Consider the following 14,135-nt stretch of genomic DNA (forward strand, 5'->3'; position numbering starts at 1 on the left):
ATGTTTCCATCCCGAGACGTCGAGGCAGAGGATGGGCCGGCTAAAGGGGTGAGGCGGCGGGAGGCGGAGGCCCGGGGCGGATGCGGCGACGCGGATGCTCGGGCGCGGTGGATCAGAGGCCGCGAGGCGCGAAGATCCCCAGCCAGAGGAAGAGGAAGCCGGCGAGGACGAGGAGGATCGCGAGCGTTCGCCGGTAGTCCCAGTCGGCTGCCCTTGAATAGAACCCGACGACGCGGGCGGCCAGCGAGGGGATCTTCGTCCACACCCAGGCAAGGGTGAGGAAGGGCGCTGCCAGGGCGAGCAGGAACACTGCATAGGCGACAACGCGCAGAGGATCATCTGCGGTGAGTCCGTGGAGGAGGCGCCCCGTGAGGTACATGATCGGGAGGGTCGTGAAACCCACGCAGGCGCCCAGGCCGAGCAGGAAGTAGCCGGCGGCGGATGCGCGTGGCTTCGACACTGTCGCCGGTTTCTGCGGGAAGTCGTGGACGCGCGCTCTCCAGATGAGCACTGCGGACGCGGAGACCAGGAAGATAGTGCCGACGATGAGGTCGAGCGTCCTGTTCAGGAGCGCCGTGTCGATGCTGCCGCGGAGGGTCGTGACGAGCGTGGTCGGGTCGAAGCTGCGGAAGACGAGTAGCAGGACCGTGGCACCGAGTGCTAGTCCCAGGAGCATCCACCCCAGCCGCTTGCCGACGTCGATGTTGCGGGCGAGCAGGTCTCCGGTCGCTGCGTACAGCGCGGGGTTGAGGCCCATGGCGAGGCCGAACCCGCACAGTGTGAGGAGCGAGGCGCCCCACTGCAGAACCACGTCCAACGTCAATCCATGTCCCGCGCCGAACGCGCCGAACGCGTCGTGCCTAGAGGTCGGCGTGGAAGTTCCAGACCTGGTCGGCGGCGATCTCCCACGAGAACATCCCGCCGCGGTCCTTGCCGGCGAGGCGGAGTCGCCGTTCGAGGTCGCTGTCGCCGAGCACTCCGGCGATGGCGCCGGCGAGGCGCCCGGGGTAGCCGCTGTCGGCGAGTCCGTCGCCGCGCTCGACGACGAGGGTGGCGTCGAGGCCGACTTCGACGAGCGCTGGGTCGTCGGAGGTGATGACGGGGGTGCCGAACTTGAAGGCCTCGATGATAGGCAGGCCGAAACCTGCGCTGAGGCTAGGCACGACCAGGGCGCTGGCGCGCTGGAGGGCGACGGCCAGTTGCTCGTCGCTGATGACGCCGACGGACACGACGCGTTCGCGGGCGACGCCGGAGTCGCTCACGAGGCCGTCGAGCGTGGTCTCTCCGCGCTCTGTCGGACCGACGACGACGAGTGTGACGCCAGCGAGGTCCTTGTCGTCGAGGGCCTTGATGAGCTGGGCGAGGCCGTGGCGCTTGTGCAGTGATGCGAGCGTCAGCACGTACTCGTCCGGCAATCCGAGCGTGTCGGCGATCGCATCCCCAGCTCCCTCGGACTCGGGGAGACGGATGCTCGCAGCTGCGGCCGGGCTCATGACGCGAACTCGGTCACCGAAGTCGAAGTGCTCGATGACCTGGTCGGCGACGGCGTTCGTCGGCACGACGATGCCGCTGGCGTAGCGGAATGCACGACGGAGGAGGGCCTTGTGGTGCTTCACGGTGTGCGAGCTGATGAGCTCCGGATGAGTGAAGGCGGTCATGTCGTGCCAGGTGACGACCGTCTGGTCGATGCCCTGGCTGAGCGAGATGTCGCGCATGGGCGCCAGGGGGGTGAAGCTGTGGATGAAGCCGCCGCCGACGGCGTTCGTCAGGAGCCCGCGTGACCAGGAGGACTCGAGGCGATCCGGCCGCAGAGGGGCCTGAACGACGCTCGTCAGGCCGGGGACTCGCTCCTCGAGGAGCGCGACCTCGTCGCGAGTGCGCCGGGGGATGATCGCCTCGATGTCGCAGCCGCGGGGCGCGCGCGTGATGAGCTGGCGTCCGAGCTCTTCGCTGTAGCGGCGGGTGCCGCCTGGACGCTCATCGGCGGCACGGTCGAGGAGAACACGAAGGGTAACCATCAGGCTCTGAGGACTCCTTGCGCGGCGGCGTCCTCGAGCGCGTCGAGCCAGGGCCGCATGGGTGGAACTCCCGCGTTCGCCCAGGCGTCATGGCCGAGGACGGAGTAGGCGGGGCGAGGGGCGGGACGGACGAACGAACTGCTGTCCGTCTCCTTGACGTTCTCGGGGTCGAAGCCCGCGAGGCGGAAGATCTCCTTGGCGAAGTCGTACCAGGACGCGATACCGGCGTTTGTCCCGTGGTAGGTGCCGGCAGGAGCGCCCGAATCGACGAGCGCGACGATCTGCGCCGCGAGGTCTGCAGAGTACGTGGGCTGTCCGAGCTGGTCGGACACGACGGAGACCTCGGGCTTGGACGCCGCGAGGCGGGCCATCGTCTTCGCGAAGTTCGGGCCGTCTGCCCCGTAGAGCCAGGCCGTGCGCACGATGTAGGAGGCGTCCGGCAGTGCGTCGCGGACGGCCTTCTCGCCGGCGGCCTTCGTGCGACCGTAGGCGGAGATCGGGTCGTGGTCGGCGCCTTCCGCATACGGGGACGCGGCGTCGCCGCGGAAGACGTAGTCGGTGGAGACGTGCACGAGCCGTGCGCCGTGCTTCGCGGCGGCGGCCGCGAGCACGCCGGGGCCTGTCGCGTTGACCGCGAAGGCGGTCGCCTCGTCGGTCTCCGCGCCGTCCACGTTCGTGTAGGCGGCGGCGTTGATGACGACGTCATGCCCCGCCACAGCGGCCTCGACCGCTGCAGGGTCGGTGATATCGAGCGCGGCGCGATCCAGAGCCGTGACCTCGCGGCCCGCGAGGGCGCGCTGGAGGTCACGGCCGAGCATCCCGGATGCACCCGTGATCAGGAACCGTGCAGCAACCGCAGGTGCGGCCGCCGTGGCGGGGACAGACGTCGAATCGGTCACAGGGCAGCGCGCTCCTTCAGCGGCTCCCACCAGGTGCGGTTGTCGCGGTACCACTGCACCACGTCAGCCAGACCCTGCTCGAACGGAACCTTGGGCTCGTATCCCAGCTCGCGCTGGATCTTGGAGATGTCGACCGAGTAGCGCAGGTCGTGGCCGAGGCGGTCCTGCACGCGGTCCACGTAGGACCAGTCCTTGCCGGTCGCGTCGAGGAGGAGCTGCGTGAGCTCCTTGTTGGTGAGCTCGGTGCCGCCGCCGATGTTGTAGATCTCGCCGGCCTTTCCGCCGACGAGCACCATGGCGATGCCGCGGCAGTGGTCGTCCACGTGCAGCCAGTCGCGGATGTTGTTGCCCTCGCCGTAGAGGGGAACGTGCTTGTCGTCGATGAGGTTCGTGACGAAGAGCGGGATGACCTTCTCGGGGAAGTGGTACGGGCCGTAGTTGTTCGAGCAGCGCGTGATCGACACGTTCAGGCCGTGCGTGCGGTGGTACGAGCGCGCGATGAGGTCGGAGGACGCCTTGGACGCCGAGTAGGGCGAGTTGGGCTCGAGCGGGAACGTCTCGCTCCAGCTTCCTTCTTCGATCGAGCCGTAGACCTCGTCGGTGGAGACGTGCACGAAGCGGGGCAGCTCGTGGCGCAGTGCCGCGTCGAGCAGCTTCTGCGTGCCAACGACGTTGGTCTCGATGAACACGGAGGCGTCGCGCACGGAACGGTCGACGTGCGATTCGGCGGCGAAGTGCACAACCGCATCCACCTTCGGGATCCACTCATCGAGCACGACGTCGTCGGTGATGTCGCCCTCGACGAACGTGAACCGCTCGGAGTCGGAGACGGGTGCGAGATTCTCGAGGTTGCCGGAGTAGGTCAGCTTGTCCAGCACGACGACCTCGACACCCTCCAGACCCTCGTACTGGTCCTGGAGCGCGCGGCGCACGAAGTTCGAGCCGATGAAGCCGGCTCCGCCGGTCACGAGAAGTTTCATACCTGTCCTGTTCAATCGTCGGCCGGGCTGTGCCGATGGAAAGTTGCCGATGGTTGTGCGGTTCGAGTGCTGCGGTGTGACCCGCGCGCAGTCGGAGCTACTCTAGCGCGGCCCTTCGTCGAGCTACCACAGTCCCGTCGTGATGAGGGTGGCGAGGGCCGCACGGTCCCGTGGCCGGCGTCGCAGCTGCCGCCAGCGTCGCACGAGCCGGAGCGCGTCTCGGTAGGTGAACTCGGCGAGGATCTCGTGCAGCCACTGCAGTCTCGGCAGCTCGTCCGGGGAGGCGACGTGGATGCACGCCTCGACGGTCAGCTGCACCTGTCCACGATGCCAGCGGTTCGAGGTGAGCCTGAGACGCTTCCACGCCTGCGAGAGGCCGGTGTTGGCGCCGACCGCGTTGGCGACGTGCTGGCGGTAGTCGACGGTCGACTCGCCGTCGATGATCCAGCGGAGCCCTGCCGACCGGGCGAGCGCGTAGATGAGCCAGTCGTGGGCGAAGGCCGTGCGCGCCGGGGAGTCCGCGTTGTCGAGCTGGTCTGCGACGAGCCGCGCGAATCGCTGGGTGAGGAGGAACGTCGATCCGGGGCCCGGCGTCTCGAAGAGATGGTCTGCGAGGCGCTGCGGGTAGTCCTTCTTGATGAGCAGGCGCGAGCCGTCTTCGGTGAACGCGGTGACGTTGGAGGAGATGCCGTCGGCGTGGCCCTCACTGAGGAGTCGGATGTGACGTTCGAGCTTGGCGGGCATCCACACGTCGTCCTGGTCCGCGAAGCCGACGTAGTCGTGATCCTCTATGGGGATCGTGGTGAGCAGGCGGAAGAAGTTGGGTGCGGGAGCGCCGAAGGTCTCGGGGGAGAGGATCGTGATGCGGGCATCGGCGGTTGCTCGCTCGGCGAGGATCTCGAGGGTGCCGTCGGTCGATCCGTCGTCGGACACGTACACGTGGAGGTCGGCGCCTGCCTGGGCGAGGATCGAGTCGAGCTGTTCGTCGAGGTAGGGCTTCCCCATGTGCGTCGCGAGGAGGACGGCGACGCGCGGTGGAGTGCGCGGCTCGGCGTTGGTGTGCATCCCGTATTCCTCTTCTCTATACGCGTTCTTGTTCGGCGGTTCGCCAGCGTTCAAGTATGGCCGAGTGGGTCGGCGAGCATTCGCAATCCGTGCCGCACTAGACTCCTCGGCATGGAGATTCGCGAACTCAGCATCCCAGACAGCTACGAGATCACGCCGAAGCAGTTCGGCGACGACCGCGGCGTGTTCCTGGAGTGGTACCGCTTCGACAAGCTCGCAGAAGCTGTCGGGCACTCGATCGACCTCAAGCAGGCGAACACCTCGGTGTCGACGCGTGGTGTGGTCCGTGGCATCCACTTCGCGGACATTCCGCCGAGCCAGTCCAAGTACGTGACGTGCACGCGTGGAGCTGTGCTCGACTTCGTCATCGACATCCGCACGGGTTCGCCGAAGTTCGGCGAGTGGGACTCGGTCCGTCTCGACGACGTCGACCGCAAGGCCATCTACCTGTCCGAGGGGCTCGGCCACGCGTTCGTGGCACTGACGGATGACGCCACGGTCAGCTACCTCGTCACCGACACGTACCACGCGGAGCGCGAGCACGGCATCAACCCGCTCGACAAGGATGTCGACCTGCGCTTCCCTGAGGAGGCCGGCGAGCTGCTGCTCTCCCCGAAGGACACGGATGCCCCCTCGCTCGCCGAGGCGGCCGCGTCCGGTCTCCTCCCCAGCTGGGAAGAGGCCCGCGCCTACTACGCGGAGCTCAGCGCGAAGGCGGGTGCGTAGCCATGAAGGGAATCATCCTGGCAGGCGGCTCCGGCACGCGTCTGTGGCCGATCACCAAGGGCATCTCCAAGCAGCTCATGCCCATCTACGACAAGCCGATGATCTACTACCCGCTGTCGACGCTCATGATGGCGGACATCCGCGAGGTGCTGATCATCACGACTCCCGAGTACAACGAGCAGTTCCGCGCCCTGCTGGGTGACGGCTCGCAGCTCGGGATGCGCATCGAGTACGCCGTGCAGCCGTCGCCGGATGGGCTCGCGCAGGCGTTCATCATCGGCGAGGAGTTCATCGGCGACGACTCGGTCGCGCTGGTGCTCGGCGACAACATCTTCCACGGCTCTGGGCTCGGATCGTCGCTGCGCGGCAACAACGTGCTCGACGGCGGCCTGATCTTCGCCTACCACGTGTCGAACCCGGTCGCGTATGGCGTCGTCGAGTTCGATGAGCACAACAAGGCCGTGTCGATCGAGGAGAAGCCGGAGGTGCCGAAGTCGAACTACGCGGTACCCGGCCTCTACTTCTACGACAACGACGTGGTCGAGATCGCGAAGAGCGTGGAGCCTTCCGCGCGTGGCGAGCTCGAGATCTCGAGCGTCAACTCGGCGTACCTGGATGCGGGCAAGCTGCAGGTGCAGGTGCTCGACCGTGGCACGGCGTGGCTTGATACCGGCACGTTCGAGTCGATGATGCAGGCGAGCGAGTACGTTCGCGTGATCGAGGACCGTCAGGGCTTCAAGATCGGCTGCATCGAGGAGATCGCGTGGCGCGCCGGGTGGATCGACGACGCGCAGTTCGCGGAGCTCGCGAAGCCGCTGCAGAAGAGCGGATACGGACGCTACATGCAGGGGCTTCTCGCGTAGCGAGCCCCGCTTGGCGGTGAAGGCCGTGGCCCCTCGGGGTCACGGCCTTCGTCGTCCGCGCGACGCTCGACGTCAGCGCTTTTGGGCGGTCAGCGCTCGTCGCGCTCCCGCAGCGACTGGAAGAGGTCGCGGGCGATGTCGTAGCTCCCGCGCGAGTAGCTCGCGTAGCGGCCCCGCAGAGTCCACTTGAGGACGCGGGGGAGGCGACGGATGCGCGAAGCCGGCAGCTCGAGCCGCTGCCGTTCGTGGGCGACCTTGCGGCGGACGTGCGCTTCCTGCTCCGGGGTGCCGCCGAGCTCGCTGACGCGACGCAGGAGCGCCACGGCGCGGCGGTAGCGGCGGAGCTGGTCGGCGGAGCCGTCCTTGGTCGCCTGCGCGATCTTCACCCGCAGGGTGGGTGCGGTCTGCCCGATCTGGTTGCCGGTGTGCTGCCGGTAGTCGATGAGGGGTTCGCGCACGACGCGGAGTCCGTTCACGAGGGCCGCCGTCGTCGCGAGCCATTCGTCGTGGATCCACGGCTCTGGCGCGTTGCCGGCCCGGAAGACGAGGGATGCGCGCAGCATCATGGTCGCGCCGGTCACGAAGTTGCGGGCGGTGAGCGCCTCGAGCTGCCGCCCGTTCTCGTAGTCGCGCCATTCGGCGTCGGTGATCTCCAGCGACTCGAGGAGGGTGCCGCCAATGGGCTCGCCGTCCTCGTCGACGAGGAGCGCGTCGGAGTGCGCGAGCAGGGCCTGGTCGTCGCCGACGAGGGCGGCGAGGAGGTGCTCGACCTTCTTGGGATGCCACACGTCGTCCTGGTCGCTGGTGGCGAGGTACTCGGTGCGTGCCTCGCCGAGTGCGAACGCGAAGTTCGCGCTCACCCGCAGCGGCTCGTCGCGGGTGTAGATGCGGAACGCGCGGTCGGAGGCTTCCAGCACGCGTCGCGCGAGCTCGACCGTGCCGTCGCGCGACGCGTCGTCGGAGACGATGACCTCGGCGACGGGGTGGCTCTGCGAGAGGATGCTCAGCAGCTGCTGCTCGAGGAACTGCTCGCCGTTGTGGGTGCAGACGACCGCGGTGACGGGGGCGTCTCCGAGTCGCTGCTCGCGGGCATCCTCCTGGCGGCGTTCGGCGACGAGTCGCGAAGCTGGCATCTGCTCTCCTCTGTCTCGGTGCGCTGTGGTGCTAGCTTGGCACGAGTCTGCACGCGCTCAGGGGAGGAGTCGGCCGCAGCGGCCGCCCGCGACTATGAATCGACTTGTCATCTACCTGCTCTTCGACCGGGCGGGTCTCGCCGACGCCGGTGTGCTCCGGGCGCTGCAGGGCTTGCGGGGGCACGCCAGCGAGCTCTTCGTCGTTGTGAACGGCTCGGTGACCGACGCTTCGCGCGAGTCGCTCGCCTCCGTCGCCGACAGGGTCTTCGAGCGACCGAACGAGGGCTTCGATGTGGGCGGCTATCGCGCAGCGCTCGAGGAGATCGGTCCGGAGCGGCTCGCGGCCTTCGACGAGGTCGTGCTTGCGAACTACACCTTCTTCGGGCCCGTCGGCGACTTCGCCGAGACGTTCGCGTGGGCGGATGCCGCGGGGCACGACGTGTGGGGCGTCACGGAGCACGGCGAGCTCACCCCGGATCCGTACACGCGACGAGGCACCCTGCCGTCGCATCTGCAATCGCATTGGATCGCAGTGCGGCGCCACGTCGTGATGAGTGACGCGTGGGCCGAGTACTGGGCGTCCATGCCCGAGATCCGGTCGTACGACGACTCGGTTCGCCACCACGAGGCGCGCTTCTCTCCGTTCTTCGCGGAGCGCGGTTTCTCGGTCGGCGCGCAGTTCCCGGCGGGCAACTTCCGGGTGGACGGGACACCCGTCGCCAACGCCAGCCTCGAGACCCCCCTGCTGCTGCTCGAGGCGGGGGTGCCCCTCGTGAAGCGCCGCGTGTTCTTCCACGACCCCGTCGAGCTCGACCACCGCGGGGTGTCGGCTCGGGACGTCGCCCTCGATCTCGAGCGACGGGGCTTCCCCGTCGACGTGCTCGTCGAGGGGACGGCGCGGTTCGCGCCCAGTCGCGTGCTCGCTGGCGGCGTCGGGGCTGGCCCTCGGGTGCTGCGGCGCGCATCGACCGCGCTCACGCACGAGTGGCTTCGAGATGCGGCGAGCGGCGACGAGTCGGCGACGATCTCGGGGCTGCACGTGCGCATCGTCCGCGGCGACTTCTGGCGCAGGCTGGCTGGCGGCGACGAGCGGCTGCTGGCAGCGGACCTGCTGCTCGTCGAGTCGGTGGCCGCGGACTCGCTGCGCTCGGCTCCGGCAAGCGCGTCGATGCTGGCGCGCCAGCGGGGCAGGAGTGTCATCTTCGAGCGAGCGGAACCGCTCGCGTGGGAGTTCGCCGACCATGGCCGCCTCGGGATGGTGGTGCCGGTGACGCCGCCCGTCGGGACGGGGCTGCTCGGTGACGGCTGGCGCGGCACGCGCACCAGGGCTGCTCTGCTCGCTGCGACGCTCGGTACGGATGCGCCGCTCGACGCGAACGCGCCGATCGCTCCGTACGCGGGGTTCGCGGCGTATCGGGTGGATGCGCTCCGACCTCTCGCGGGAGCCCTCGGCTCGCTCGGCTACGCGCCGCTCGAGTCGCGCTTCCCGGAGGGGGAGCTCGCGAGGCTCCTCGACCTGATCGCGAGCAGGCTCGTGTTCGACGCCGGGTTCGCCGTCTCCGAGGCGGAGACCGCAGACGGCCTCGCGAGCGACTACGCGCTGCTCGCCGCGAAGTACGAGGACCTTGTTGCCGAGTTCGGCTCGGACGTGCGAGCACCGCACCGTCTCGCGCGCGCTCGCCGGACCGGCGGCAGCGGCTTCGCGCGGGTCGCCGCGGCCGTGCTCCGGCGTGTGCCCGCGCTCGAGGAGTCGCTCCGGCGCCTCGCCGCGGACGCCAAGGGCCTGCTGTCGCGCCTCCGCTGACCGCCCTTCGCGGCGCGGCATCAGCGGGCCCCGGCCCCCGTCGGGGTACCGTGTCTGCGACTGGAGGTGGCAGATGAGCAACGGCGAGACGCCGCTCGGCGGGCAGTACGACCCTGACGAGCTCGAAGAGCTGGAGAGCCAGGCCGAGCGCCGTGGCACCGGGCGAGGGCTGATCATCGGCCTCCTCATCGCGGCGGCCGTTGCGATCGCCGCGATCGTCTTCGTGCTCATGAACCCGCTCGGGCAGCAGGCGCCGCCCGACAACACGGTGCCCGTCACGTCCTTGCCTCAGGCGACCGACGTCGCCGTCCCTGAGACGCTCATCGTCACCGCGACTCCCGTCCCGACGGTCACGGTGACCGAGACCACGACGGCGGAGCCCAGCCAGCCGGCAGAGGGATCTGCCGTGCAGGTCTCGCTCAGCCGCGTCTACTGGGTGCCGGACCAGAGCGTCATCTCCGCGGCGGCCCTCGTGTCGACGACCGACCCGGGCGGCACCTGCACGCTCATCCTGAAGAACGGGCCGGAGACGTTCGTCGCGACGGCGACGGCGACGGCACCGACCTCGGCGGACACCGACGCCTCCAGCTGCATCGTCAACCTGCGCGACCCGGCGATCAAAGCCGGTGACTGGGAAGCCGTCATGCAGTACGAGGGGCCAGCGGGCAGCGGCGTCAGCGAGCCGATGACGGTCACCGTCAGCTGATCTGAACCCCGGATTTCCGGCGTGACGGCCCGAAATGCGATTCTGCTCCCTGTGTAGGATGGAGCGCCGCCTGCTTGCGGGCGCTCGACTCCACGACCAAGGAAGCTATGCCGCTGACGCTCGACAAGGCCTTTGATCCACGGGCCAACAGCATCGGGTTCCTCCGATGGCTCCTCGCCTTCGCGGTCATCTTCGCGCACGCAGGACCCCTCGCCGGCTTCTACGGCGGGCACGACCTCGGCACGCAGATCTCCAGCGAGCAGTCCATCGGCGGCGTCGCCGTCGCAGGCTTCTTCTTCTTCTCCGGCTACCTCATCACGCAGAGTCGTCGCGGCAAGTCGACGATCTTCCGCTTCTTCTGGCGGCGGGCCCTGCGTATCTTCCCTGCCTTCTGGCTCGCGCTGCTCACGACGGCGTTCATCCTCGCCCCGATCGCCTGGCACCAGGAGACGGGCTCGATGGCTGGCTTCTGGGATGCGGACACCGAGTCGCCGTTCACGTACTTCCTGAACAACATGTGGCTCGAGCTCGGCCAGCGCAACATCGCGGGCATGGGCAGCTCGCTCCCCTTCGCGAGCATCGGCGGCTTCGACTGGAACGGCTCTGCCTGGACCCTGTTCTACGAGTTCCGCGCGTACATCCTCGTGGGCGTCCTCGGCCTCTTCGGGGTGTTCTCGAACCGCATCGTCGGCGGGATCATCGCCTTCGGCATCATCGGCGTCAACTTCCTGACCTGGAGCGGCTGGGTCGAGATGACCTCGCTCAGCCCGCTGCTCACCAACCCCTTCTACCCGATGTTCTTCGCCCCCTTCGCGTTCGGCATGCTGTTCGCCCTGTTCGGGGACAAGATCCCGATCGACGACCGCCTCGCGGTCCTCGCGCTCGGCGTCGCCGGCTTCGCCTACGCGTTCGGGGGGTGGAACATGTGGGGCCAGTACGGCCTCATGTACTTCCTCATGTGGTTCGCGATCCGCACCCCGCGTCTCAACCGCTGGGAGAAGCACGGTGACCTCTCCTACGGCATCTACATCTTTGCCTGGCCCCTCATGCAGTTCGGGGCGTACTTCGGGCTGCAGAACGCCGGCTGGTTCGTGTACCACCTGGTCATCGCCGTCGCTGCGCACATCTGCGCTTACGTCTCCTGGCACCTGATCGAGAGCCCGGCGATGAGCCTCAAGAACTGGACGCCCAAGTGGCTTGCCTGGCTCCTCGCGAGAGGCGCGCCCTACGTCGACGCCGTCAAGGGCAGGATCGTCAACCCGGCCTACTCGTCGTCGAACTTCGCGACGCGAATCCGCGATGGTCACGTGGAGGCACGCCGATGACCGCGGTCGGACCAAGCGGGCTTCGTCCCGACAGCGGCTTCGAGGAGCCGAAGTCCGAGGGCGGTCGCCTGACCTGGGCGCAGCGCTGGCACCGGGTGCGGCTCATCCCGCTCATCCTCCTCATCGTCGCCGCCATCATCGCGACTCTCGCCGGCTACCAGACCCGCCAGGCCATCGCCCAGGAGCAGTTCGAGCCCCCTGAGGTCGCCCCGGCGTCGGAGGAGCCGAGGCTTCCAGCCGCTCAGTGCCAGCCAGGGCTCGTCGACACGGTGTCCGGGTCCCCGTGGACCGGCGACGAACGCGACGCCAGCGAGGCCGTCTGGAATGAGCAGATCAGGTCGAACCCGGATGCGCAGCTCTACGTGCCCGGCCAGGACGGCTGGGTCTTCTGGGGCGACACCCAGGCGAACAACTTCTCGCAGGCGCTCGGCCGCAGCTTCCTGAGCGAGGAGGAGAGCGAGGAATGGGGCGACTACTTCCGCACCATCGACGAGGACCTCAGCGCGCAGGGCATCGACTTCGTGATCCAGATCGTGCCCGCCGACTGGGCGGTGTATCCGCAGCATCTGCCCGAGTGGGCACAGGAGCTGCGAGGCCCGACCGCCTTCGACTACCTGCTGGACGCGCACCCGGATCTGCCGATCGTCGACGCCCGCCAGGACCTGCGTGACGCCGCCGCGAATGGCGCGGTCTACGCGCCGGGCAACAGCCACTGGTCGCCGTACGGCGCGGCCATCGGGTGGGAGCGGCTCGCGAGCTGCCTCGGCGCGGTCGACGACAAGTACCAGGCGCTCGCCCCGCTGCAGTTCTCCAGCGTGGGTGACATGCCGGTCATCAGCGAGTTCGCCACATATGGCTTCCCCACCACGGACACTGGCTGGGGTACCCCGGTCCTCGACCAGGCGCCGCCGAAGATGCAGGCCACCATCAACGATGGATCGGTGCTGGATGCGGATGCCGCCAAGGGGCTCGACATGCTCCAGCTCCCCGCGACGACGGTCACGGACGGCGCGCAGAGCGACCTCCGTGCCCTCATCGTGCGCGACAGCCAGGGCAACAGCGCAGGTCCGACGTGGCAGACGGGCTTCGCCGAGACGAAGCAGCTGACGAGCAACCTCGGGAGCGCCACGGAGCAGATGCCGGATGTGCTCGCCGAAGCTGCCGACTACAAGCCCGACGTCGTGATCTTCGAGATGACGGAGCGCTACCTCAACTGGATCCCGGTTCCTCCGGCCAAGTGAGTCTCCCCGTCGCCTGACGCACCCTTTCGCTAGCCTTGGGGCGATCCCTAAGGAGCAACGCCATGACGACCTGTCTGATCACCGGGGGAGCCGGGTTCATCGGATCCGCTCTCTCTCATCGCCTGCCCGAGCACTTCGACCGGGTGGTCGCCTTCGACAACCTGCACCCGCAGATCCACCCCGTTCTGGAACGACCTCGCGAACTGGACGAGCGCGTCGAGTTCGTGAAGGGCGATGTCACCTCCGCCGCCGACTGGGATTCGCTGCTCGCCGATGTCACTCCAGATGTGGTCATCCACCTGGCAGCCGAGACCGGCACCGGTCAGTCGCTGCTGGAGGCGACGCGGCATGCGCGGGTGAACGTCGTCGGCACGACGGAGATGCTGGATGCCTTCGTGCGCGCAGACAAGCTCCCCAGCAAGATCGTGCTCACCTCGAGCCGTGCGGTCTACGGCGAGGGGGCCTGGGCTGATGCTCAGGGGGTCGTGAGCTATCCGGGTCAGCGATCCGCGGCGATGCTCGAGCGTGGCGAGTGGGACTTCCCGGGGCTCTCCGCACTGCCGTTCGTCTCCTCCAAGGTGGTGCCGTCGCCGACGAGCGTCTACGGGGCGACCAAGCTCGCGCAGGAGCACATCCTGCGCTCCTGGTGCCTCTCGCTCGGTGTCACCGATGTGCTGTTCCGCCTGCAGAACGTCTACGGGCCAGGTCAGTCCCTGATCAACCCCTACACGGGCATCGTGTCCTTCTTCGCCCAGGAGGCGAAGGCCGGTCGAGTCATCCCCGTCTACGAGGACGGGCAGATCATCCGCGACTTCGTCTTCATCGACGACGTCGCGGATGCCATCACGCGTGGGGCGCTCGAGTCCGACTCCAACGCGGATGCCTACGACATCGGCTCGGGGGAGGGGACCTCCATCCTTCGCCTTGCTGAGCTCATCGCGGCGCACTACGGTGCACCGGCTCCGCAGATCAACGGCAAGTTCCGCAACGGTGATGTCCGGCACGCGTCGTGCGAGGTGTCGGAGGCGAGTGCTGCCCTGAGCTGGGAGCCCCGAGTCATGGTTTCCGAAGGGGTCGGGCGACTTTGCGATTGGATCGACGCGGAACGCGCGAACCTGGCTTGAGCTGACTTATACGGCACCAGACGAAGATTTCCCGGATTTCTTCCTCTGGGCGTGTCGCGGCGATCGCGGACCGAACCTCGGTCCGCGATCGCCGTGTTTCCGGGCTTCCCGCGGGCCGGAATGGCACGCATGTTGTTTATGTGACTGATGTGAAAGTTGGGACGGGTGTGGAGTTCCGTGGCACATGTATGCATACTTGGAAACTGCTGAGCAGTCTCGGTGTACTCCGTGAAGGCTTCGCGCCCCAGTCG

General features: G+C 68.1%; 13 protein-coding genes. 7 read left to right on the forward strand and 6 right to left on the reverse strand.

Annotation, left to right across the window (positions count from 1 at the left end):
- Positions 1-112: 112 nt before the first annotated feature.
- The 5 genes from ITJ67_RS07195 to ITJ67_RS07215 form a co-directional block, all read right to left on the reverse strand.
- Positions 113-811: a hypothetical protein gene (locus ITJ67_RS07195; RefSeq protein ID WP_194677173.1), complete on the reverse strand. Its 699-nt coding sequence runs from the start codon at positions 809-811 to the stop codon at positions 113-115.
- Between the two features lie 49 nt (positions 812-860).
- A complete protein-coding gene (locus ITJ67_RS07200; protein ID WP_160072645.1) occupies positions 861-2,018 on the reverse strand; it encodes a glycosyltransferase family 4 protein in 1,158 nt (385 codons plus the stop codon).
- Positions 2,018-2,917 (reverse strand): dTDP-4-dehydrorhamnose reductase, encoded by a 900-nt coding sequence (gene rfbD, locus ITJ67_RS07205; protein WP_323741410.1) that lies wholly within the window; start codon positions 2,915-2,917, stop codon positions 2,018-2,020. The genes ITJ67_RS07200 and rfbD overlap by 1 nt, the downstream gene beginning before the upstream one ends.
- Positions 2,914-3,897: a dTDP-glucose 4,6-dehydratase gene (gene rfbB / locus ITJ67_RS07210; protein ID WP_068484209.1), complete on the reverse strand. Its 984-nt coding sequence runs from the start codon at positions 3,895-3,897 to the stop codon at positions 2,914-2,916. The genes rfbD and rfbB overlap by 4 nt, the downstream gene beginning before the upstream one ends.
- 123 nt (positions 3,898-4,020) lie before the next feature.
- Positions 4,021-4,962: a glycosyltransferase gene (locus ITJ67_RS07215; RefSeq protein WP_194677174.1), complete on the reverse strand. Its 942-nt coding sequence runs from the start codon at positions 4,960-4,962 to the stop codon at positions 4,021-4,023.
- Positions 4,963-5,073: 111 nt separating this feature from the next.
- Here ITJ67_RS07215 and ITJ67_RS07220 point away from each other — a divergent pair, with 111 nt between their 5' ends.
- Together ITJ67_RS07220 and rfbA are read left to right on the forward strand one after the other, a co-directional pair.
- Positions 5,074-5,688 carry a dTDP-4-dehydrorhamnose 3,5-epimerase family protein gene (locus ITJ67_RS07220; RefSeq protein WP_068479667.1) on the forward strand — a complete coding sequence of 205 codons (615 nt, stop codon included), beginning with the start codon at positions 5,074-5,076 and terminating at the stop codon, positions 5,686-5,688.
- A 2-nt stretch (positions 5,689-5,690) separates the two neighbouring features.
- Positions 5,691-6,551, forward strand: a complete 861-nt coding sequence (rfbA, locus tag ITJ67_RS07225) for a glucose-1-phosphate thymidylyltransferase RfbA (protein WP_160072641.1) — start codon at positions 5,691-5,693, stop codon at positions 6,549-6,551.
- Positions 6,552-6,640: 89 nt separating this feature from the next.
- Here the strand turns inward: rfbA and ITJ67_RS07230 are convergent, their stop codons facing one another.
- A complete protein-coding gene (locus tag ITJ67_RS07230) occupies positions 6,641-7,684 on the reverse strand; it encodes a glycosyltransferase (protein WP_160072639.1) in 1,044 nt (347 codons plus the stop codon).
- A gap of 94 nt (positions 7,685-7,778) precedes the next feature.
- Between ITJ67_RS07230 and ITJ67_RS07235 the strand changes: the two genes are divergently transcribed.
- From ITJ67_RS07235 to ITJ67_RS07255, 5 genes are all read left to right on the forward strand, one after another.
- Entirely contained in the window at positions 7,779-9,488 is a 1,710-nt protein-coding gene (locus tag ITJ67_RS07235) for a rhamnan synthesis F family protein (protein WP_194677175.1), read from the forward strand.
- A 73-nt stretch (positions 9,489-9,561) separates the two neighbouring features.
- Positions 9,562-10,194: a hypothetical protein gene (locus ITJ67_RS07240; RefSeq protein ID WP_160072635.1), complete on the forward strand. Its 633-nt coding sequence runs from the start codon at positions 9,562-9,564 to the stop codon at positions 10,192-10,194.
- A gap of 107 nt (positions 10,195-10,301) precedes the next feature.
- On the forward strand, positions 10,302-11,519 hold the full coding sequence (locus tag ITJ67_RS07245) for an acyltransferase family protein (RefSeq protein WP_194677176.1): 1,218 nt from the start codon (positions 10,302-10,304) through the stop codon (positions 11,517-11,519).
- The gene (locus tag ITJ67_RS07250; RefSeq protein WP_160072631.1) at positions 11,516-12,760 is read left to right on the forward strand and encodes an alginate O-acetyltransferase AlgX-related protein; all 1,245 of its coding nucleotides are present in this window, start codon (positions 11,516-11,518) and stop codon (positions 12,758-12,760) included. Before ITJ67_RS07245 ends, ITJ67_RS07250 begins: the two co-directional genes overlap by 4 nt.
- A gap of 62 nt (positions 12,761-12,822) precedes the next feature.
- Positions 12,823-13,884 carry an NAD-dependent epimerase/dehydratase family protein gene (locus ITJ67_RS07255; RefSeq protein ID WP_194677177.1) on the forward strand — a complete coding sequence of 354 codons (1,062 nt, stop codon included), beginning with the start codon at positions 12,823-12,825 and terminating at the stop codon, positions 13,882-13,884.
- Positions 13,885-14,135 lie beyond the last annotated feature (251 nt).

The sequence above is a fragment of the Pseudoclavibacter sp. VKM Ac-2867 genome (assembly GCF_015351275.1).
Taxonomy (GTDB): Bacteria; Actinomycetota; Actinomycetes; order Actinomycetales; family Microbacteriaceae; genus Pseudoclavibacter.

What these genes read in the sequence shown, in the direction of transcription:
- ITJ67_RS07200 (WP_160072645.1), bottom strand. Translation starts at nt 2,018, where the DNA reads ATGGTTACCCTTCGTGTTCTCCTCGACCGTGCCGCCGATGAGCGTCCA.
- rfbB (WP_068484209.1), bottom strand. Translation starts at nt 3,897, where the DNA reads ATGAAACTTCTCGTGACCGGCGGAGCCGGCTTCATCGGCTCGAACTTC.
- ITJ67_RS07215 (WP_194677174.1), bottom strand. Translation starts at nt 4,962, where the DNA reads ATGCACACCAACGCCGAGCCGCGCACTCCACCGCGCGTCGCCGTCCTC.
- ITJ67_RS07220 (WP_068479667.1), top strand. Translation starts at nt 5,074, where the DNA reads ATGGAGATTCGCGAACTCAGCATCCCAGACAGCTACGAGATCACGCCG.
- rfbA (WP_160072641.1), top strand. Translation starts at nt 5,691, where the DNA reads ATGAAGGGAATCATCCTGGCAGGCGGCTCCGGCACGCGTCTGTGGCCG.
- ITJ67_RS07230 (WP_160072639.1), bottom strand. Translation starts at nt 7,684, where the DNA reads ATGCCAGCTTCGCGACTCGTCGCCGAACGCCGCCAGGAGGATGCCCGC.
- ITJ67_RS07235 (WP_194677175.1), top strand. Translation starts at nt 7,779, where the DNA reads ATGAATCGACTTGTCATCTACCTGCTCTTCGACCGGGCGGGTCTCGCC.
- ITJ67_RS07240 (WP_160072635.1), top strand. Translation starts at nt 9,562, where the DNA reads ATGAGCAACGGCGAGACGCCGCTCGGCGGGCAGTACGACCCTGACGAG.
- ITJ67_RS07245 (WP_194677176.1), top strand. Translation starts at nt 10,302, where the DNA reads ATGCCGCTGACGCTCGACAAGGCCTTTGATCCACGGGCCAACAGCATC.
- ITJ67_RS07250 (WP_160072631.1), top strand. Translation starts at nt 11,516, where the DNA reads ATGACCGCGGTCGGACCAAGCGGGCTTCGTCCCGACAGCGGCTTCGAG.
- ITJ67_RS07255 (WP_194677177.1), top strand. Translation starts at nt 12,823, where the DNA reads ATGACGACCTGTCTGATCACCGGGGGAGCCGGGTTCATCGGATCCGCT.